This window comes from Pelagimonas phthalicica (assembly GCF_004364805.1).
Classification (GTDB): domain Bacteria; phylum Pseudomonadota; class Alphaproteobacteria; order Rhodobacterales; family Rhodobacteraceae; genus Pelagimonas; species Pelagimonas phthalicica.
The window spans coordinates 161,220-181,646 of sequence record NZ_SOAP01000001.1 but is presented as its reverse complement, the minus strand read 5'-3'; the positions used below and the strand labels follow the sequence as shown (position 1 = coordinate 181,646).

The 20,427-nt window shown below is 60.0% G+C and carries 19 protein-coding genes; 11 read left to right on the top strand and 8 right to left on the bottom strand.

Annotation, left to right across the window (positions count from 1 at the left end; all coding sequences use genetic code 11):
- Positions 1 to 68: 68 nt before the first annotated feature.
- The gene (locus tag CLV87_RS00865) at positions 69 to 1,382 is read left to right on the top strand and encodes an adenylosuccinate synthase (protein ID WP_099244201.1); all 1,314 of its coding nucleotides are present in this window, start codon (positions 69 to 71) and stop codon (positions 1,380 to 1,382) included.
- Positions 1,383 to 1,386: 4 nt separating this feature from the next.
- Complete coding sequence (locus CLV87_RS00860) at positions 1,387 to 1,629, top strand: DUF2842 domain-containing protein (protein WP_099244203.1); 243 nt, start codon at positions 1,387 to 1,389, stop codon at positions 1,627 to 1,629.
- A 132-nt stretch (positions 1,630 to 1,761) separates the two neighbouring features.
- Here CLV87_RS00860 and CLV87_RS00855 read toward each other — a convergent pair whose 3' ends face one another.
- Positions 1,762 to 4,179, bottom strand: coding sequence for a hypothetical protein (locus CLV87_RS00855; RefSeq protein ID WP_099244205.1), 2,418 nt, complete (start codon positions 4,177 to 4,179; stop codon positions 1,762 to 1,764).
- A 138-nt stretch (positions 4,180 to 4,317) separates the two neighbouring features.
- Here CLV87_RS00855 and CLV87_RS00850 point away from each other — a divergent pair, with 138 nt between their 5' ends.
- Positions 4,318 to 5,007 (top strand): thiamine diphosphokinase, encoded by a 690-nt coding sequence (locus CLV87_RS00850; RefSeq protein ID WP_099244207.1) that lies wholly within the window; start codon positions 4,318 to 4,320, stop codon positions 5,005 to 5,007.
- On the opposite strand, the gene CLV87_RS00845 is transcribed toward CLV87_RS00850, so the two are convergent.
- The 5 genes from CLV87_RS00845 to CLV87_RS23735 all read right to left on the bottom strand — a co-directional run bounded on the left by CLV87_RS00845 (position 4,925) and on the right by CLV87_RS23735 (position 9,095).
- Positions 4,925 to 5,881: a DMT family transporter gene (locus tag CLV87_RS00845; RefSeq protein ID WP_099244209.1), complete on the bottom strand. Its 957-nt coding sequence runs from the start codon at positions 5,879 to 5,881 to the stop codon at positions 4,925 to 4,927. The genes CLV87_RS00850 and CLV87_RS00845 overlap by 83 nt on opposite strands.
- Before the next feature lie 72 nt (positions 5,882 to 5,953).
- Positions 5,954 to 6,883 (bottom strand): AEC family transporter, encoded by a 930-nt coding sequence (locus tag CLV87_RS00840; RefSeq protein ID WP_099244211.1) that lies wholly within the window; start codon positions 6,881 to 6,883, stop codon positions 5,954 to 5,956.
- A 152-nt stretch (positions 6,884 to 7,035) separates the two neighbouring features.
- Positions 7,036 to 7,836, bottom strand: a complete 801-nt coding sequence (locus CLV87_RS00835; RefSeq protein WP_099244213.1) for an MBL fold metallo-hydrolase — start codon at positions 7,834 to 7,836, stop codon at positions 7,036 to 7,038.
- Positions 7,833 to 8,633 carry a TatD family hydrolase gene (locus CLV87_RS00830; RefSeq protein WP_099244215.1) on the bottom strand — a complete coding sequence of 267 codons (801 nt, stop codon included), beginning with the start codon at positions 8,631 to 8,633 and terminating at the stop codon, positions 7,833 to 7,835. The genes CLV87_RS00835 and CLV87_RS00830 overlap by 4 nt, the downstream gene beginning before the upstream one ends.
- A gap of 141 nt (positions 8,634 to 8,774) precedes the next feature.
- Positions 8,775 to 9,095 carry a PilZ domain-containing protein gene (locus tag CLV87_RS23735; RefSeq protein ID WP_166652636.1) on the bottom strand — a complete coding sequence of 107 codons (321 nt, stop codon included), beginning with the start codon at positions 9,093 to 9,095 and terminating at the stop codon, positions 8,775 to 8,777.
- Between the two features lie 953 nt (positions 9,096 to 10,048).
- Between CLV87_RS23735 and mraZ the strand changes: the two genes are divergently transcribed.
- The 8 genes from mraZ to murD all read left to right on the top strand — a co-directional run bounded on the left by mraZ (position 10,049) and on the right by murD (position 18,288).
- Positions 10,049 to 10,561: a division/cell wall cluster transcriptional repressor MraZ gene (mraZ, locus tag CLV87_RS00820; RefSeq protein WP_099244219.1), complete on the top strand. Its 513-nt coding sequence runs from the start codon at positions 10,049 to 10,051 to the stop codon at positions 10,559 to 10,561.
- A 4-nt stretch (positions 10,562 to 10,565) separates the two neighbouring features.
- Positions 10,566 to 11,555 (top strand): 16S rRNA (cytosine(1402)-N(4))-methyltransferase RsmH, encoded by a 990-nt coding sequence (rsmH, locus tag CLV87_RS00815; protein WP_099244221.1) that lies wholly within the window; start codon positions 10,566 to 10,568, stop codon positions 11,553 to 11,555.
- A gap of 1 nt (position 11,556) precedes the next feature.
- Positions 11,557 to 11,907 carry a cell division protein FtsL gene (ftsL, locus tag CLV87_RS00810; protein ID WP_099244223.1) on the top strand — a complete coding sequence of 117 codons (351 nt, stop codon included), beginning with the start codon at positions 11,557 to 11,559 and terminating at the stop codon, positions 11,905 to 11,907.
- Positions 11,904 to 13,694 carry a peptidoglycan D,D-transpeptidase FtsI family protein gene (locus CLV87_RS00805; RefSeq protein WP_099244225.1) on the top strand — a complete coding sequence of 597 codons (1,791 nt, stop codon included), beginning with the start codon at positions 11,904 to 11,906 and terminating at the stop codon, positions 13,692 to 13,694. The genes ftsL and CLV87_RS00805 overlap by 4 nt, the downstream gene beginning before the upstream one ends.
- 63 nt (positions 13,695 to 13,757) lie before the next feature.
- Complete coding sequence (locus CLV87_RS00800) at positions 13,758 to 15,248, top strand: UDP-N-acetylmuramoyl-L-alanyl-D-glutamate--2,6-diaminopimelate ligase (RefSeq protein WP_235871794.1); 1,491 nt, start codon at positions 13,758 to 13,760, stop codon at positions 15,246 to 15,248.
- A 215-nt stretch (positions 15,249 to 15,463) separates the two neighbouring features.
- Positions 15,464 to 16,546, top strand: a complete 1,083-nt coding sequence (gene mraY, locus CLV87_RS00795; RefSeq protein ID WP_099244231.1) for a phospho-N-acetylmuramoyl-pentapeptide-transferase — start codon at positions 15,464 to 15,466, stop codon at positions 16,544 to 16,546.
- A gap of 24 nt (positions 16,547 to 16,570) precedes the next feature.
- A complete protein-coding gene (locus tag CLV87_RS00790) occupies positions 16,571 to 16,903 on the top strand; it encodes a hypothetical protein (protein WP_099244233.1) in 333 nt (110 codons plus the stop codon).
- The gene (gene murD, locus CLV87_RS00785; RefSeq protein WP_099244235.1) at positions 16,900 to 18,288 is read left to right on the top strand and encodes a UDP-N-acetylmuramoyl-L-alanine--D-glutamate ligase; all 1,389 of its coding nucleotides are present in this window, start codon (positions 16,900 to 16,902) and stop codon (positions 18,286 to 18,288) included. The genes CLV87_RS00790 and murD overlap by 4 nt, the downstream gene beginning before the upstream one ends.
- A gap of 18 nt (positions 18,289 to 18,306) precedes the next feature.
- Here murD and CLV87_RS00780 read toward each other — a convergent pair whose 3' ends face one another.
- Both CLV87_RS00780 and CLV87_RS00775 read right to left on the bottom strand, forming a co-directional pair.
- A complete protein-coding gene (locus CLV87_RS00780; RefSeq protein ID WP_099244237.1) occupies positions 18,307 to 19,023 on the bottom strand; it encodes a hypothetical protein in 717 nt (238 codons plus the stop codon).
- 69 nt (positions 19,024 to 19,092) lie between these two features.
- Positions 19,093 to 20,280: a BaiN/RdsA family NAD(P)/FAD-dependent oxidoreductase gene (locus tag CLV87_RS00775; RefSeq protein WP_099244239.1), complete on the bottom strand. Its 1,188-nt coding sequence runs from the start codon at positions 20,278 to 20,280 to the stop codon at positions 19,093 to 19,095.
- Between the last annotated feature and the right edge of the window lie 147 nt (positions 20,281 to 20,427).

The window sequence follows — 20,427 nt, the reverse complement described above, 5'->3', positions numbered from 1 at the left end:
GTTTCCTGTTGCGTGTCGCTTGGATATACCGGCGCGGGTTTGAAAACCATCACCGAAAAGGATGTGTTATGGCGAATGTAGTTGTCGTGGGCGCTCAGTGGGGCGACGAAGGCAAAGGCAAGATTGTGGATTGGCTGTCGAGCCGCGCGGATGTGATCGCGCGTTTTCAAGGTGGCCACAATGCCGGTCACACGCTGGTTGTGGACGGAAAAGTCTATAAACTTCATGCGCTTCCCTCTGGCGTTGTTCGCGGCGGCAAGCTGTCGGTGATTGGTAACGGTGTTGTGCTGGACCCTTGGCATCTGGTCAAAGAGATCGCCACCGTGCGCGAGCAGGGCGTGACGATTTCGCCCGAGACACTGATGATCGCCGAAAACACGCCGCTGATCCTGCCGATTCACGGCGAGCTGGATCGCGCCCGCGAAGAGGCCGCCAGCAAGGGTACCAAGATTGGCACCACAGGGCGCGGCATCGGCCCGGCTTATGAGGATAAGGTGGGGCGCCGTTCGATCCGCGTGGCGGATCTGGCGGATGATGCAACGCTTGAGGCGCGCGTGGATCGCGCCCTGCAACATCATGACCCGTTGCGCAAAGGTCTGGGCATCGAAGCCGTAGATCGCGACGCGCTGATCACGCAGTTGAAAGAGATTGCGCAGGATATCCTGCCTTATGCCGCGCCGGTTTGGAAAGTGCTCAACGAAAAGCGCAAGGCGGGCAAACGCATCCTGTTTGAAGGCGCGCAAGGCGCTTTGCTGGATATCGATTTTGGCACCTATCCCTTTGTGACCTCTTCGAATGTGATTGCGGGTCAGGCGGCGACCGGCGTTGGCATCGGTCCTGGCTCGATTGATTATGTGCTTGGGATCGTCAAAGCCTATACGACCCGCGTGGGTGAGGGGCCTTTCCCGACCGAATTGCTGGATGCAGAGGGCAAGCCGGATGCGGATGGACAACGTCTGGGCGAGCGCGGCCATGAATTTGGCACCACAACCGGACGTCAGCGCCGCTGTGGCTGGTTTGATGCGGCGCTGGTGCGCCAGACTTGTGCGACGTCGGGCATCAAAGGCATCTGCCTGACCAAGCTTGACGTGCTGGACGGGTTTGAAAAGCTCAAGATCTGTGTGGGCTATGAGTTGGATGGGGATCGTCTGGATTACCTGCCCACTGCCGCCGATCAACAGGCGCGCTGCACCCCGATCTATGAAGAGATTGACGGGTGGAGCGAAAGCACCGAGGGCGCGCGCAGCTGGAATGATCTGCCCGCCAATGCAATCAAATATGTGCGCCGTGTCGAAGAGTTGATCGAATGCCCGGTGGCGCTGCTGTCGACCTCGCCTGAGCGGGATGATACCATCCTGGTCACTGACCCGTTCGAGGATTGATCCTGTGGCTCTGAGTTACAAAGCCCGGCGGCGCTGGGCGCTGGTGATCTTGCTGATTGGCATGCCGATTTACGTGGTGGTGGCGGTGAGCATCGCCAACCGCGTTGGGGTGTCTGATCTGCCGCGCTTTGTACAATTTGTGATCTATGTGGCGCTGGGCATTGGCTGGGTTTTTCCGCTGAAACCAATCTTTTTGGGGATTGGGCAGGCGGATCCGGATGCGGATCCGGAAGACGGCCAAGACTAGGAACGGTGCGGCGCTGTTTGCTGCGCAAAGGCGCCCCGCCCACCGTCCCATCGCGGACAAACGCGCGCGTGAGACATGAAAAAAAGGCGACCCGCTTGGGTCGCCTTTTGTCTTTGGTTGGGGCTGGAGCGGTTACCCGGCAGCCCGTGACGGTTTAAAGCTGATCCGCTCGGACGCGGTAAAGCGACCGCCGGATGTCTTTTCGATTTTGCCATCGCGCAAAAGCTGGCCAAAGCTGCGCAAGCGATCTTCGCGGCTGGATTCGCCTGTCTCGGCCTGACGCACGGTGGTCATCAGTTGCGGGCGCGAGAATTGTTCCATGCCTTCGACATAGGACATATAGGCCGCCGCTGCTTCGAGCAGGTCGGGCAATTCGCTGGCTCCGACGCTTTCGGCATAGGCGGCGAAATCACCATCGCCGCTTGGCTGGGCCATCGGGGCGGGGGCGCTTTCCTCATGAGGGCGTGCAGCACGCGGCGAGGGCGTATTGGAGCGCGCCACGCGGCGGGGACGAACCGGAGTGACCGGGGCTGGTGCCGGTGCTTCAGCTGGTGCCGCAGTGACGTCGTCCTGGACAACCCGCTGTTCTGCCACCAGTTTCAACGGTGCGGCCTGAACAGGCTCGGCGCTGGGGCGTTCCGTACGCGCGCCGCCAGATTGCGGGCGACGGGGGCGCACGACACTGGCCAGATCCTCGCGATAAGGTTCGGTTTCCTCGGCCTCGGTGGGTTTGCGGCCCAAAAGCCGGTCCGCCTTGGTCGCGGCAACAGCGGCGCGCAGATGCGCAATGGCGCTGCGGCGACGGTTGCCTTCGGGCTCTTCCAGCTCGGTATTGGTCTGGTCGAGAATGCGCGACTCATCAAAGTCTTCGACGCTTTGCTCGGTCAGCATGGCGCGGGCCGGGCTGGCCAGTTTCACCGCCTTGCGGGCCCCGTCAATCGCGGCGCTCAGATCAATCTCGGGCTCTGGTGTGGATACCGGATCTTCGAGGCGGAGCGGTTCGGACATGTCATCGGCAACCTCTGCTAAATCCTCGTCCTCTTCGTCATCCCAGCCCCAATCGTCGTCATCCTGTGCGACCGGCTCGGCATCCGAGGCCTGCACTTCGGGCGTTTCCTCGTCGTCCCAACCTTCCATGCCGCCCGCAAGCTCTGCTTTGACAGCCGCCAATTCGCGGGCGAGATCATCTTCGTCCTCATCCGACAGGCTGCTTGTCGCAGAAAGCGGCGCGGATAGCGGCTTGTCTTCGACGTCAGGTTCTTCGATTTCCTCAAGCTGACCGGATTGAACCGCTTGCTCAAAGGCTGTGCGTTTTACTTTGACCACGCGAGCACGTACGCGGCGCGGGGCCGGTTCGGGTGCGGGCGCAGGTTCCGGTTCTGCGACGGCTTCGGCGACGGTGGCCTCGAGCGGTTCGTCGTCAAAGAGACCGTCATCATACTCATCATCAAACGCGGTGTCGGTCAGGCTGGCCAGGGTGTCAGCCAGATCGGCACTGTCATCGCGCTTGTCCTCATCCCAGGTGGTCAGGGCATCATCGACAGAGATTTCCGCCCCCTCATCGGACAGGTCAGCAAGTTCTTCGGTGACAGTCTCTGCCGCCTCGGCCTGATCGACCTGATCTAAAGCGGACATCAGATCAAAATCTTCATCCTCTTCGTCAAAGGCCGCATCCAGCACATCATCAACATTTGGCACATCCTCAACTGCCACGGCCATCTCGTCTGAGGCAGACTGCATGACGCTGGCGATGGTGTCGGTAAAGAGATTGTCCTCTTCCTCGGCCACGTCCTGCGCGGTGTCGACCTCTGCCGGGGCCTCTGGGGCCGGTTCGGACAGGGTTCCACCCAGCAGCGCGCTCAGCGTGTCTTCGTCAAAGCTTTCCTCGGCGGGGGCTTCGGCGGTCGGAGCGGTTGGTTCAGGCGTGGAATCCTCGGCTTCATTGTCTGACACGACAGCACGAATGCGCGCCAGTTTGGCCGCGACGCTGGCGGCACCGGTGGAATGCGGAGCAGGCGCATCCTCAGCCGGGCCAGCCAGGTCGGCTGACAGATCCATATCGTCTGCGGCAAATGCAGACGCATCGGGATCAGTCATCTCATATGTATCATCGCCTTGGTTGTCTGCCGCGTCATCCTCAAGCGCAACCTCATCACTGAGATCGGGCGAGGGCGCTGGTTCATAAGCGGTGGCTTCGATGGTCGCATCATCTGGAAGAGCCTCTTCCAAAACCGATTCCTCGGGTTTGGCGCGGGCAGGGCCAGCGGCCAGGGCGGCGGCCAAGGCACCAGAAGAAGCAGCGGCAACACCGCTGGGCAGATCCAGTTGAATCTTGCCACCTTCGGGGGCGGAAATCTGTTGACGCATCAATTCTGACGCCAGCTCCGGATCAAATTGCGGGGGTTCGGCACCAAAGAACCGGTCCTCTCCGACAACGGAGCGGAAGAAATGTGTTGTGTCCTTCATCACCGCCAAAGGATCTTCGAATCCTTCTGCGGTGCAGGAAAAGGTGCCATAAGACACCGTGAGAATCTTGCTCGAACTCACCATGTGCTGCTCACTTTCATTCGTTCTGCAACAATGTGTTTACCATGACGACCGCGACGAAAGGTGACCGAATCTGTGATCATCAGCGTATCATTTCGTGGCTAGATTGTGATCTGTTTCCCAAAAGGCCATTAATTGGACATGAATACTAAAATTGTTCACAGCGAGAGCCCTGTTTTATTGGTCGGCGGCGGAAGGTGCGCTGACGCAGCGTTAACCAAGGCGCTTTCTGACACAAAATGCGCTGTTGCCGCCGATGGCGGGGCGGCAGAATTGCTGGCGCGCGGGCATATGCCCGATTCGGTGATCGGGGATATGGACAGTTTGTCTACCGAGTTGCAGGCGCGGCTTGCGCCCGGTGTGCTGCAACATATCGCCGAACAGGACAGCACCGACTTTGACAAATGCCTGCGCCATATCGAGGCTCCGCTGGTTTTGGCGCATGGGTTTCTGGGCGCGCGGGTGGATCACCAATTGGCGGTCTTCAACGTGCTGGTGCGCCGCGCTGATCGGCGCTGTGTGTTGGTGGGCGAGGATGACATCGTCTTGCTCTGCCCGCCGAAACTGCAGCTGAACCTGCCCAAAGGCCTGCGCTTCTCGCTCTTTCCTATGACGAACCTGCGCGGCACGTCGCTTGGTCTGCGCTGGCCGATCGACGGGATCGATTTTTCGCCAAATACACGGATTGGCACCTCTAATGAGGTCTCCGGGCCTGTCGCTCTTGAGATGGAGGCACCGGGAATGCTGCTTATTCTGCCGCCGGAGGCGCTTGATCCGGTTCTGGACGGGTTGCAGAGCGCGCCTTTAACATGGCCCGCTCGCGCAGAATAATATAGAGGCCTGCGGCGATGGTGATGGCGATGCCCAGGCTGGCCAGCGGGCCGGGCAGGTCTCCAAAGATCATCCAGCCCACCAATGTGGCCGCCGGGATCTCAAGATATTGCATCGGGGCCAGGGTGGATGTGGGCGCGTAGCGCAGCGACCAGGTCATCAACAGATGGCCCACGGTGCCAACGCATCCCATGATCAGCACCAGCCCCCAAATGTCGAGTGAAGGCCAGACCCAGTCAAGCGCGGGCAGGTCCAAGGGCAGGAAATGCAGCGGGATCAGCACCAGCAGCGCAATGGGCACTGACAAGGCCTGCATACCAATCGGATCCGTGGTGGCGGATATCTGGCGGGTGACCAGCATGAACAGTGCGAAGTCCAGAGCCACACCAAGCGGGAGCAGTGCTGCCCAGCCCACCTCGGCAAAGGCGGGCTGGATGATCAGCAATGTGCCGATGAAACCGACCAAACAAGCGTTCAAGCGCCGCAGCCCGACCTCTTCTTTGAGAAACCAATGGCCGAGAAGCAGCATGATAAACGGCATGACAAAAGCAATGGCCACTGCATCTGCCAGCGGCAGATAAAGCAGCGATGTGAACATCAGGCCAATGCCGAGGATTAACATGAATGTGCGCAAGATGATCAGCGCCAAGGTCTTGCCCGAGGCGCGCCAGGGCCGGCCAGTCAGCGCAACTATCGGCAAGAGGATCAACCCTTGGATTGCGAAGCGCAATGTGAGCAATTGAACGACCGACAGATACGGCCCAAGCAATTTCGCCAGCGCGTCTCCGAAAGGGATCAGCAGGCAAAAGCCCAGCATCAAAGAGATGCCGAGCAGGGGGCGGTCAAACTGGTCGGTACTTGTGCTGGTGGTCATTCGGGCACGCTATGGTGGAAACCTGCGCTCTGCAAGGCTGCTCATCCCGCCGATTGGCGGGCCTCGCAGCGGTCAGGGCAGCAGCGAGAGCCAGACCCAGACGGTGATGACCGAGAGACCGGTCGCAATCAAGACTGACGAGGCCGCCACCCGTCGGGCGCGCCCATACATATTGGCAAAGACATAGGCATTGATGCCAGGGGCCATGGAAGCGGTGAGGACGGCAGAGCGGAACGCGGGCGTCGATAGCTGCGAGAGAGATCCCAAAGTCCAGGTGATGGTGGGATGCAGGATAAGGGTCACAACGCAAATAAAGGCAATCACGCGGCCATCCCCCTGCGGGCGGTAACGAAACAGCACACCGCCCATGCCAAACAGCGCGGCGGGCAGGGCGGCGCGGATCATCATGTCAATCGCGTCGGTCAAAGGGCCGGGCAGGGACATGCCGGACAGGTTCGCAACCAGCCCTAGCAGGATGCCAATCACCAGCGCATTGCGGAACATGGCCCGGGCGACCTTGCTCGGCAGTTCCCGCGCAGGTGCTCCGCGCGCGCGGACCAGCTCCATCGCGGTGATGCCGATGCAGTAGCAAAACGGAGAATGCAGGGCGACGATGACAAAATTGGCTGCGAGGGCATCAGAGCCATAGGCGCGCTCGGTGATGGGCAGGCCGATCAGCACCGAATTGGCAAAGAGGCAGCAGAACCCTATGGCGACCGCGTCTTCCCAATCGCGTTTGAACAGGTAACGCGCACCAAGCAGGCCAACCACAAACCCGGTCGCCGAGCCTGCGTAAAAGGAGAGCAGGATCAACGGGTCGAAATCCGGCCCGATATCCAAAGTCCAGATCGCCCGGAACAGCAGGCAGGGCACGGCAAAGTTCTGGGTGAAACTCATCAACCCATCAACCGCGCTGTCAGAAAACCATCCGCGCCAAACCGCGCCATAGCCTGCACCGATCACCAGAAAGACAGGCAGGATGACGTCGAGAAGCGCTTGCATCAGGTTATCCGTCTACATGGGAGGGATTGCGCCCCGCTGCGCGTGTCGCGCTGGCGCAAGGCGCGCTGCTGGTGGCGATGCGACAAGCGGGGCGCGCCGCGTGGGCTTGGCCTCCGGCGGGGATATTTGCACCAAGAAGAAACCGAACGAAGTTAAACATCATAGCGGATCACCATGCCGTCATAGGCTGGCGTGATGTGATCTGGGGTTTCGGCCTCAACCTCCGCATAATCGAGATCGATATGCATATTGGTCAGCACAGCGCGGCGTGGGGCGACGCGGGCGATCCATTCCAGCGCCAAATCTAGATGGGCGTGGGTGGGATGCGGCGTGCGGCGCAGGGCGTCGAGGATCCAGCAATCCAACCCTTCGAGATGCGGCCAGACGTCATCGGGAATGGTCGCCACATCGGGCAGGTAAGCCAGATCGTTGACGCGAAAGCCCAAGGCCTCGATCGCACCGTGATTGACCTCGAACGGGGTGAGGGTGATGTCGCCACCGGCACCGGAAATCGTGAACGGCCCATCGATTGTGTGCATGTTCAGAATCGGCGGATAGGGCGAGCCTTCGGGCTGGGCAAAGGCATAGCCAAAGCGCGAGAGAAGCGCGTTTTGCGTATCGCCATCGGCCCAGACATTCAGCCGCTCGCGGGTGTTGAACACGATCTGACGCAGATCATCGAGCCCGTGCACGTGATCTGCATGGGCATGGGTCCAGGCCACGGCGTCGACCTTGGCAATGCCCACATCAATCAGCTGGGCGTGCATATCCGGGGTGGTGTCGATCAGAACCGAGGTGGTGCCGGCCTCGGTTTCGCGTTCGATCAGCATGGAACAGCGCCGCCGCCGGTTGCGCAGGTTGTTTGGGTCGCATGCGCCCCAATGACCGCCAATCCGCGGCACGCCGCCGGAACTGCCACAGCCCAGAATGGTGAAACGTAACTCGGCGCTCATGCGGCGGCCTTTTTCAGGCTGGCCTTGGGGAAGAGGCGGTCGAAATTGGCCTCGGTGGCGCGGGCAAACTCCTCATAGGGCAGGCCAAACAGCTCGGCCCCGACCTTGGCCGTGTTCACCACATAAGAGGGTTCATTGCGCTTGCCGCGATAGGGGGGCGGCGCGAGATAGGGGCTGTCGGTTTCGACCAGAATGCGATCCAAGGGAGCCTTGGCAAAAATATCGCGCAGCTCCTGGCTTTTGGGAAAGGCGGCGATGCCCGACATGGACAGGTAAAACCCAAGGTCAAGCGCGGCCTGCGCCAGTTCAGCCGAACTGGAAAAGCAATGCATGACACAATGATAAGGGCGGGCCTCATAGGTCTCGGTCAGGATGCGGGCCATGTCATCATCCGCGGCGCGGGCATGGATGATCAGCGGCAGGCCGGTTTCCTGTGCTGCTTCGATGTGAATGCGCAGGCTTTGCTTTTGGATCTCGGCGCTGTCGGCGGTATAGTGGTAATCCAGCCCGGTCTCACCAATGCCAACAAATTTCGGATGCTGCGCCAGGGTCACCAGCTCTTGAACGCTGGCCAGAGGCTCTTCGGCGGCGCTCATCGGGTGGGTGCCAGCGGCGTAAAAGACCTGCGGATAGGCCTCGGCGATGGCGCGCACCGCTGGTTCATTGCGCAGCCGCGTGCAGATCGTGACCATGCGCGCCACGCCTGCGTCACCCGCGCGTTGAACAATCTCTGGGCGTTCCTCGTCGAAATCGGGGAAATCCAGATGGCAATGGCTGTCAGTAATGGTGATGGTCATGGGAACTCCTTGGGCGCAGGTATCAATCAAGCCGCGCGCAGGGTCAAGGAGGGTAAGTGGGGCGGTCCGGGGGAAGGGCACTCAATGCGCACACATAAATATGTGTCTGTCGCGTGACGCGGGAGGGGCTGGAATTTGAGTTTAGATCAACCCATCCAGGATATTGCGCAACATCCGACGTTCATCCGTGGCCAAGGTGAATTCCACTCCGGCTTTGCGGGCTCCATACCAGCGAATGGTGCCATAGCAGGGGCCAAATTCGGGGAGTGTCAGATTGATCCGCGCGCCCTCCTCAAAAGGGCGTTCTTCAGTGTTGAATTTGATCAGAGCGCCATCAACCGTGATGTCGTAAATGAGGCAGTTCACCTTTGTCGCCTTATCACTTGCCACACTGGCAAGGTCCAAGATTAAGCGTTCTTCCCGACGCGTACCAGCGATCACCTGTTTCCTAGAGCCTGCCATTCCGGTCTCCGTCCAAAGCGGACCTGATCTTAGGCGAAACGGCTTAAGAAAGAAGAAACGGACCTGATTTTTGGTAAAAGGCTTTGTATTCTCTCCTGACGAGTTGGTTCGAGAGTGCAGATGAAGCGGCCTGCCTGCTGCTAGGCTATTCATTAATAAGAGCCGTCGTTTCCTAAGAATAGAGAACCGGTCGTAGGGCTTTGATTTGATCCGGTTTGCCATTTTCGACCCGCCCGGTCCCATGTCAGTCCGACATTTTATTCGTTAAAACCGCACGAAAAGACCCGACATATCCTGTGTGGCGGTCATATGGGAAAACATGGGTCGCGATATGGGAAATCTTGGGAAAGTCGCTGGGTGGCAGTGGTGAGACCGGCAAATCACCGCCAAAACGAATCGTTTTTGGCGGGTAAGGGGTGATTTCCTGTGGATAACTGCCTATATCACGGGCGTCGCGAGCCCTCAGGGGAGGGTTTGAACGTCAAATTCGAGTTTTTCTGGGAAATTATGGGACATTTTGGCGTCTCCTACTTTTGTCTATATGTAGTTGCCGTTGGGAATTATCCGCCTAACTGTGGATGATTTTGCCTAAATTTAGGTATGAGATCATGACCTTGGCAGCGCCGACCAACCCTCCAGTCCAGAAAATTCCCACAAAAAACTGTTGCGTCCCATGATTTCCCATGGCATCCATAGATCACAGGATGAGAGACGGATAACGGGGCGCTAACGACCCCACACCGACTTCAAAAATAAAAATAAGAGCAGGTTCATACAGGCATCCGCTCTCATCCCAATAAGGATCCGGCGCGCGGGCGAGCAGACATCCCCCCAGGTGGCGCGCGCAGTCGGAGATACCCGCCTAGCGGGTCAAGCGGCGGGTTGATCAGTGGCAGCAGATCAACCCGCCGTATTTCGTTTCAAGCTGGGGGAGAAGGGCAGAGGCCGGGACAGTGAGCCGTAGGCTGAGGTTCAGAGGTGAAAGTCGGCATAAGGTCGATACAAAGGGGCGGGTGTCTATCCCAGCCTCCTTTCGCCGTGTTCTTCAGGCCGGTGACCCGGATTGGACTGACGGCCTGAACCCGAACTTTGTGATCGTCTATGGCGATCGTCGCCGCAAATACCTGGAATGCTACACGATTGAGGAAATGGAAGCGGTCGAAGATCGTATTTCCGGAATGAAGCGTGGCAGCCAGAAACGACGCATTCTGGAACGTCTGTTCCTCAGCCAGTCCATGACCACCTCTGTGGATGAGACCGGGCGCATTGTTCTTCCCGCCAAGCTGCGCGACAAGATCGGCATCTCGAAAGAGGCGCAATTTGCCGGTGCCGCCGACACCTTCCAGATTTGGGAGCCCGAGACATACGAGGCCGAGATGGAGGCCACCGAGGAATTCCTCGACGAGCAGGATGATGATTTTGATCCTCTGATGTTGCTCGACGAAGACGACGAAGAGGACATCTGAGGCCATGTCGGGGGGCAAGCCACATATTCCGGTTCTTCTGCGGCCTCTGATCGAGGCGGTTTCACCTGTGTCTGGTATCTGGATTGACGGCACCTTTGGGGCAGGAGGGTATTCCCGTGCTTTGGTCGAGGCCGGGGCCGAGCGCGTGATCGGTATTGATCGCGACCCGCTGGCGCATGACATGGCGATGGATTGGATCGGCGAGTATGCCGGGCGGCTTGACCTGGTCGAGGGTAATTTTGCCCACCTTGATCAGGTGGTTGAGGCCGCCGATGGCGTGGTGCTTGATCTTGGGGTGTCCTCCATGCAGCTCGATCAGGCCGAGCGCGGTTTCAGTTTCATGAAGGACGGCCCGCTGGATATGCGCATGGCGCAAGCCGGGCAAAGCGCGGCGGATCTGGTCAACGAGGCCTCTGAGGAGGCGCTGGCCGACATTCTTTATATCTATGGTGAAGAACGCCAATCGCGCAAAATCGCCCGCCGCATTGTCGAGGCGCGCGCCGAAACCCCGTTTGAAACCACGCTGCAACTGGCTGATCTGATCGAAAAGACCATTGGGCGCAGCAAGCCCGGCCAATCCCATTCCGCCACCCGCAGCTTTCAGGCGCTGCGCATTGCGGTGAATGACGAATATGGCGCGCTTTGGCAGGGGCTGATGGCGGCGGAGCGTGTGCTCAAACCCGGCGGGCTTTTGGCCGTCGTGACATTCCATTCCGTCGAAGACCGCATGGTCAAACGCTTTTTCCAGGAACACGGTGAGAAAAAGGTCAAGGTCAATCGCTACGCTAAAGAGGCCCCCGAGATGACTCAGCCCTTTGAGATCCTGACCCGCAAAGCGGTTGGCCCGGACAAGGATGAGCTGGTGGAAAACCCCCGCGCGCGCTCGGCCAAGCTGCGTGTTGCGCGGCGCACATCGATTGCGGCGCGCGATATTGACCCCGGCGAGATCGCCATGCCCCTGGTTGCCGGGCAAATCCAAGATAGGAGACACTGAGATGCGTGGTTTGCTTTTTCTTCTCAGCGCCTTGGCGGTGATTGGCACAGGGTATTGGGCCTATCATGAAAACTATCGCACCCAGGACGAGCTGGACCGCGTTGACGCGCTGCGCCGCGACATTGGCGAGGCGCGCGAACGTCTTGCAATCCTGCGGGCCGAATGGGCCTATCTGAACCGCCCCGACCGGCTGAAAGAACTGGCGGATATGAACTATTCCCGCCTTGGCCTCATGCCGTTGCGCCCGGATCAATTCGGCTCGGTCCGGGATGTGATCCGCCCGGTGCCCGAGATCCCGCTTGAGGTGAGCGAGCCTATTGATGTGATCAGCACAGGAGCGACGCAGCCATGATGCGCACACCGCTTCGCCCGCTGGCCCGCATTCTTGAGGCACGTCAAAAGGGCGAAAACCCCGACGCCATCGAAAAGGAAAACCGCCGTCTGCGGCACGAGCAGATGCGCGACCGCACCCGCCTGCAATCCGAAGGGCGGCTTTTGGTGTTGGGTGTCATGTTCTTTTGCGCCTTTGGGGTGATTGGCGCGCGTATGGGCGCCATTGCCGCGACCGAACCAGTCGAGCCGCGCGCAGCCTCCACCGGGGCGTCGATTGTCGCCAGCCGCGCCGATATTGTCGACCGGCGGGGCCGGGTGCTGGCCACGAATATGGATACGCACAGCCTTTATGCGCATCCCCAGCAGATGATCGAACCGGATCGCACCGCCAAAGAGCTGGGCAAGATCTTTCCTGACATGGATGTTGAGGCCATGGCGCGCCGCTTTAACGACCCCAAGAAGAAATTTATGTGGGTGCGCAAAAAGCTAAGCCCCGAGCAGATGCAGGCCGTGCATGATATTGGTGAACCGGGCTTGCTCTTTGGTCCGCGCGAAATGCGGCTTTATCCCAACGGTGCGATTGCAGCGCATGTGTTGGGCGGGGCCGGGTTTGGCCGCGAGGGTGTGCACAGCGCCGAGGTAATTGGCACAGCAGGCATAGAGAAATTCTTTGATGAAGAGCTGCGCAACCCTGCGCGCGAAGGTGCGCCGCTGGAGCTCTCGCTGGATCTTTCTGTTCAGGCCGCATCCGAGGATGTGCTTTATGCCGGGATGAAGCTGCTGAACGCCAAGGGCGCTGCCTCGGTCCTGATGGATGTTCATACGGGTGAGGTGATTTCCATCGTCAGCCTGCCTGATTTTGACCCCAATGACCGCCCCAATCCGCTGGTCGAAGGCAACCCATCCGACAGCCCGCTGTTCAACCGTGCGGTGCAGGGCGTTTACGAACTGGGTTCGACCTTTAAGATCTTTGCCGCTGCGCAGGCGATGGATCTTGGGCTGGTCAATCCAAACACCGTGATCGACACCCGCCCACCAATGAAGGTTGGCGGCCACCAGATCGGTGAATTCAAGAAAAAGAACTACGGCCAGATCAGCGTCTCTGAAATCATCATCAAAAGCTCGAACCGGGGCACCGGCAAAATGGCCTTGGCCATCGGTCCCAAGCGGCAGCAAGAGTTTCTGCGCAGCCTCGGCTTCTTTGACCCGACCCCGGCGGAAATTGTCGAGGCCAAGGGCGGCAAACCCTTGTTGCCCAAACGCTGGACCGATCTCAGCGCGGTGACCATTTCCTATGGCCACGGTATTTCGACAACGCCATTGCACCTTGCGGCGGGTTATGCGGCCATTGCCAATGGTGGCATCGCGGTCAAGCCGACCTTGCTCAAACAAAACGGCGCTCAGGACGGCCCGCGCGTCATGTCCGAACAGGTCGCCGCCGCCTCGCGCCTGATGCTGCGCCAGGTTGTGACCGAAGGCACCGCCAGCTTTGGCGAAGTGCCGGGCTATCATGTTGGTGGCAAAACCGGCACGGCGGACAAACCCAAGGAACGCGGCGGCGGATATTATGATGACAAGGTCATCGCCACCTTTGCCACGCTCTTTCCTGCCCATGATCCGAAATATGTGCTGATCGTAACCCTGGACGAACCGGTTGAAACCAGCGGCGAGAAACCGCGCCGCACCGCCGGTTGGACAGCTGTGCCCGTCGCCGCCGAAATGATTGGCCGCGTTGCGCCGCTTCTGGGCTTGCGTCCGGAGTATAATACAGGGCAATTGGAAAGCGTTGTGCGCATCAAGCAATAACGTGGCCGCAAAGGCCCGCTTGCGCAGAACGTTTTTGACGAAAGAAGAAGGCTGGGGGCGTTCATGAGTATGACAGCCGGGCATAGCAAAAGCCTGACAGAGCTGGGATTGACCGCGCGCGCCGGGCGCGAGGCGCAGGTGACGGGCCTTGCCGTGGATAGCCGCGAAGTCAAAGAGGGCTATCTTTTTGCCGCGCTGCCGGGGACCCGTGTTCATGGCGGCGAATTCATCCAATTTGCCCTGCGCATGGGGGCGGGCGCGATCCTGACCGATGCCGAAGGGGCCGAGATTGCTGCGGATGAGCTGGCGGCCTCTGATGCTGCCCTGATCATCGCCGAAGATCCCCGTCAGGCCCTGGCCTATACCGCCGCCCTGTGGTGGGGGGCGCAGCCTGAACATGTGATTGCGGTGACCGGCACCAATGGCAAAACCTCGGTCTCGGCCTTTACCCGCCAGATCTGGCAGGCCTTGGGCAAACGCGCCGTCAATCTGGGCACCACTGGGGTTGAGGGCGATTGGACCGCACCTTTGCAGCACACCACCCCCGAACCGATCACCTTGCACCGCATGTTGGCGGGCGCAGCGGCGGCGGATGTCACCCATGCGGCGATGGAGGCCTCAAGCCACGGGTTGGCGCAGCGCCGGTTGGACGGGGTTCAGCTCAAGGCGGCGGGCTTTACCAATTTCACCCAGGATCATCTCGATTACCACGAGACGTTTGACGATTATTTCGCCGCCAAGGCCGGGCTGTTTGCCCGTGTCCTGCCCGAAGAAGGCACCGCCGTCATCAATATCGACGATCCGCGCGGCGTTGACATGCTGGCCATTGCCAAGGCGCGTGGTCAACAGGTGATCACCGTGGGTCGCCATGCGGCGGATCTCTGCCTTGAGGGGCAGCGCTTTGACGCCACCGGTCAAGAGATCCGGCTGAGCTGGGGCGGGGCGGTTTATCAGGCCCGGCTTGGGTTGATCGGCGGTTTTCAGGCCGAGAACGTCTTGCTGGCGGCGGGCCTGGCCATCGCCTGTGGCGCGCCTGCGGGCGAAGTCTTTGACTGCCTGCCCATGCTCGGCACGGTTCGGGGCCGTATGCAACTGGCTGCGACCCGCGACAATGGCGCGGCGGTCTTTGTTGACTACGCTCACACGCCTGATGCGGTCTCAACCGCGATCAAGGCCCTGCGCCCCCATGTCATGGGCCGCCTTGTGGCCATTGTCGGCGCGGGCGGAGATCGGGATGCTGGCAAACGCCCCCTGATGGGGCGGGCGGCTCAGGAAAACGCGGATATGGTCATTGTCACCGATGACAATCCACGCTCCGAAGACCCGGCCAGCATTCGTGCGGCCGTTCTGGCGGGGGCACCAGACGCAATCGAAGTCGGCGACCGCGCCGAGGCGATCCTGCGCGGGGTGGATGCGCTGGGGCCGGGGGATGCCTTGCTGGTTTGCGGCAAAGGCCATGAAACCGGCCAAACCGTCGGTGATACGGTCTATCCCTTTGATGATGTCGAGCAATCCAGCGTGGCCGTGGCGGCGCTGGACGGAAAGGGCCTGTGATGCTGAGCGCCGCGTGGGAAAAAGTGTTTTCCAGACGCGGGCAGGCAAATGGCGACCGCTCTGGCAGCGGCTCTGGCAGAGGCGACAGGGATCAGAGCGTTAAGAATAAGGCCCCAATCCAAGGGGCAAACAACATGGGAAGGGCCTGCGCGGTTGACGCGATGCGCAAAATGGGCCACTCCCCCGCGCAAGAAGCAGGGGTAAAGGGGTAGGCAATGCTGTATTGGCTGACAGAACTGAGCGATGGCGGGGATGTGTTCAACCTGTTCCGCTACATCACATTCCGCGCCGGTGGCGCCTTTCTGACAGCCTTGATCTTTGGCTTTCTCTTTGGCCGCCCCCTGATCAACGTCCTGCGCCGCAAACAAGGCAAAGGCCAGCCGATCCGCGATGATGGCCCCGAGGGGCATTTCGTCAAGGCCGGTACGCCCACCATGGGCGGGCTGCTGATCATCGGCGCGCTTGTGACCTCGACCCTGCTTTGGGCGCGTCTGGACAACCCCTTTGTCTGGATGGTGCTCTTTGTCACCATGGCCTATGCGGCGATTGGCTTTGCTGATGATTATGCCAAAGTGTCGAAACAGAACACCGCTGGTGTTTCCGGTAAGGTGCGGCTTTTGCTGGGTTTTGTCATTGCTGGCGTCGCTGGTTTCTGGGCCGCGCAATACCATCCCGAAGGGCTGGCCAACCATTTGGCCTTGCCAGTGTTCAAGGATGTTTTGCTCAATCTCGGCATCCTGTTCGTGCCGTTTTCGATCATCGTGATCGTCGGGGCCGCAAATGCGGTGAACCTGACCGATGGTCTTGACGGGCTGGCCATCATGCCGGTGATGATCGCCACCTCGACCCTCGGGATCATCGCCTATGCGGTGGGCCGGGTCGACTTTACCGAATATCTCGACGTGCATTACGTCCCCGGCACCGGTGAGATCCTCGTCTTTGCGGCGGGCGTTGTCGGCGGTGGTCTGGGCTTCTTGTGGTACAACGCCCCACCGGCGGCGGTGTTCATGGGCGATACCGGGTCTTTGGCCCTTGGCGGTGCCTTGGGCGCGATTGCCGTGGCCACCAAGCACGAGCTGGTGCTGGCCATTGTCGGCGGGCTGTTTGTGCTCGAAGCGCTGAGCGTGATCATTCAGGTGCTCTATTTCAAACGCACCGGCAAGCGCGTCTTTCTGATGGCCCCGATCCATCACCATTATGAGAAAAAAGGCTGGGCCGAACCGACCATCGTGATCCGCTTCTGGATCATCTCGCTGATCCTGGCGATCATCGGTCTCGCGACGCTCAAGGTGCGTTAAGGCACGTTTAAACCGGGGGTGACCATGCCACATGCCGAGCTGAAATACTCTGATGATCTGGCTTTGGATGCGGCGGCTATTCTCGCCGATATCGAAGCGGTGATTTCACGCCATGATGGTGGGGCAGGGGCCTGCAAGGGGCGCGCCTATCACTGCTCTCAGTTTCATCACACCCATGTCTTGCTGACGCTCAGCCTGCTCAGCAAACCGCATCGCGACGCGACTTTTACCCAGGCGCTGATGGGCGATGTCGAAGCGGCGGTAAAGGCCAAGCTGCCGCAAAGCTGTCACTTCTCTTTGTCGCTCACCTATAGCGACGCTTATTACGTCACCAATTATCACGAGGTTCCCGCATGATCCCGGTTCTGGGCCTGACAGGGGCCAAGGTTGGCGTGTTGGGCCTGGGCCGCTCTGGCCTGTCAGCGGCGCGAGCTCTGCGCGAAGGTGGGGCCGTGCCCATCGTCTGGGATGACAATGCCAGCGCCCGCGAACGTGCCGAGGCCGAAGGGTTCGAGGCCCGCGATCTGCGCAAAGCCATGGATGAGCTGACCCGTCTGGTCGTCTCCCCCGGTATCCCGCATCTATATCCCACGCCCAACCCGGTGATCGCTGCCGCCCTGCGCGCAGGCGTGCCGGTGGACAATGATATCGGGCTGTTCTTTCAATCGTTGGGGCAGGGTTGGGACGCCTTTGATGTCACGCCCAAGGTGATCACCGTCACCGGCTCCAACGGCAAATCCACCACTTCGGCCCTGATCCATCACCTGTTGGAAAGTGCGGGGCGCGACAGCCAATTGGCGGGCAATATCGGGCGCGGTGTGCTGGATATCGATGAGCTGATCAATGGCAGCGTCGTGGTGCTGGAACTCTCCAGCTACCAGACCGAGCTGGCCCGCAGCCTGACCCCGGATGTGGCGGTCTTTACCAATCTCTCCCCCGACCATCTGGATCGCCATGGCGGTCATGGTGGCTATTTCGCCGCCAAACGTCGGCTCTTTGCCGAGGGTGGGCCGGATCGCGCCATCATTGGTGTCGATGAGGATGAGGGCCTGTTTCTGGCCAATCAACTGGCCGAAGGGCCAGGGGATGACCGGGTGATCCGCGTCTCTTCGGGCTCGAAGCTGACCGGCCCGGGCTGGCAGGTCTTTGCGCGCAAAGGGTTTCTGTCGGAATGGCGCAAAGGGCGTCAGGTCGCCTCGATCGACTTGCGCGAAGTCACAGGCCTGCCCGGCGCGCATAACCACCAAAACGCCTGCGCTGCCTATGCGGCCTGCCGAGCGGTTGGCCTTGCCCCACGCCAGATCGAACAGGGCTTGCACAGCTTTGCTGGTCTGCCCCATCGCAGCCAGGTGGTGGGCGAAAAGGATGGCGTGCGCTTTGTGAACGATTCCAAAGCCACCAATGTCGACGCCGCTTTGAAAGCGCTACAAGCTTTCCCGAAAATCCGCTGGGTCTGTGGTGGTTTGATGAAGGAAGGCGGGCTTGAGGCCTTGGAACCGGGTTGCGCCAATGTGGTCAAAGCCTATGTGATCGGGTGCGAGGCCGAAGGCTTTGCCCTGCAACTCCCCGGTGTCGAGGCCGAGATTTGCACCAGCATGGAGCGCGCCGTGGCCGAGGCTGCCAAAGACGCGCAACCGGGCGAAGTGGTGCTGTTGGCTCCGGCGGCGGCGAGCTTTGATCAATACGACAATTTCGAAAAACGCGGCGATGATTTTGTCGCGCAGGTGGAAAAGCTGCTCTAAGGGCGTCCTTAGAACACCTTACGCGGATTGCGGCGCGTCCCAGCCAGAAGCCTTAGCATAAGAGGCAGGCACCTGACGCAGCTTGTCAAAGGCGCCGCTCTCCACCGCGTCGCGGTGAACCACGCCCAATTGCGCGGGCATGGATGTCAGCCCCAGCACCTTGGCAATCGCCAGCCGGTGGTTGCCATTCCCCGCCAGCATCACCTCGCCATGGCGATCCACATGCACAAAAACCCCGTCATATTCGCGACGGAAAAACTCGGGCCGTTCCGCCATGCTTTGAATGCGGCCCAAGCGGCGGATACTGTCATATAGCGCGTCAATATGGCGGTAGCGTTTGAGGATGTCGTCGCGATTGCGACAGCCATCATAAATGCCCTTTTCGCGCACCGATTGCAGCATAGACTCGATGATGCCGGTCTCTTCCCAGCTTTTATGCTCGACAAAATGCTCCCAAACCGCGCGGAATTTGCGTAATTCTTGCAATGGGCGCGTGGATAAATCCCAATCGCCACCGCGCACCAACCCTGTGTGACGGCGCAGCAGTTTCATCCCCTTACGGCGCTGAAAAACGCGGGTCACTTGGCGCGGGTCGATAAAGATCCGCTCATCACTCTTCGGCGCGTCAGGGCCAAACAGCAGACGGTTCTTCAGATCACGCAGCGCTTTTTGCGGCACTTGCGTTTCGATGCTGCGATGCCAGTTGCGAATTTGAAACGGTGGGTAATCGGACATGCTGACGATATAGGTTGCTCTGGCGGCAAACCTAACGGTCTCACGACATTCTTGTAAAGAATGGGTAACTTATTTTTGACAGCTCGCGCGGATGGCTTGGCCCGCCGCCACCGCCGAGGACCAGGCCCATTGGAAATTGAACCCTCCGAGCCAGCCGGTGACATCCACCGCCTCGCCAATGAAATACAGGCCCGGTACGGATTTCGACATCATGCTTTGCGAATTCAGCCCGTCCGTATCGACCCCGCCCAGGGTGACCTCGGCGGTGCGATAGCCCTCGGTGCCGGTGGGTTTCAGCGCCCAGGCGGTCAGGTCCTGACACAGCGCCTCGATCCGCTTATCCGACAGATCGCCCAGCTTGTCGCTGAGATCCATTTCCGCTTTCAGGTGCTCGACCAATCGTGCCGGCAGGTGCTGCGCCAGTTCCGTGGTCAACGCCTTTTTCCCCTCGCTGCGCCGCTTGTCTTTCAGCACGGCTGCAAGATCGGTTTTGGGGAGCAGATTGACGCTGATCGTTTCCCCCTCGTGCCAATAGCTCGAGATTTGCAGCACCGCCGGGCCGGACAGCCCGCGATGGGTGAACAGCAGAGCTTCGTCAAACATGGTGCCGTTACAGCTGATTTGGCTGGGCACTGAGACGCCGGAAATCTCGGCAAAGCGCCCCTTGTCAAAGGTAAAGGGCACAAGGGCAGGGCGGGTGTCTGTCACCGCATGGCCAAACTGGCGGGCTATGTCATAGGCAAGCCCCGTCGCCCCCATCTTGGGAATACTCTTACCCCCGGTGGCCACCACCAGATTGGCGCTGGTCACGGTGATCTCTTTGCCCTCTCGGCTCAGCCGGGTGACAAAGCGCGTCCCCTCATGGCGCAGTTCCTTGACCTCGGTCTGCAGCCACAGGTCCGCCCCGGCGTCGCGCAACTCGCTCACCAGCATCTGTACGATCTGCGTGGCCTTATCGTCGCAAAACAACTGCCCCAGTGTCTTTTCATGCCAGGCAATGCCATGCTTGCCCACCAGTTCGACAAAGTCCCATTGCGTGTAGCGGGTCAGGGCGGATTTGTGGAAATGGCGGTTCTGGCCCAGGTAATTTTCGAACCCGGCATACATATTGGTAAAGTTGCAGCGCCCTCCGCCGGAAATGCGGATCTTTTCGCCCGGGGCTTTGGCGTGATCAATCAGCAGCGTGTTCGGCCCGGCATGGGCCGCAGCCATCAACCCGGCCGCCCCGGCCCCAAGGATTAGCGTGTCTACCTTCATTCCCTGCGCCTGCCTTGCTTTGGCGTAATGCGCAAGGGGGAATGGGGCTGAATTGAAAAAAGCCGCGTGATCGCCGTCCTGCGGGTTGGCGAAATCACCTTGGTTTCTGCCACTTTATCTCAGCCAAGTTCTCTCCAACAATCGTGT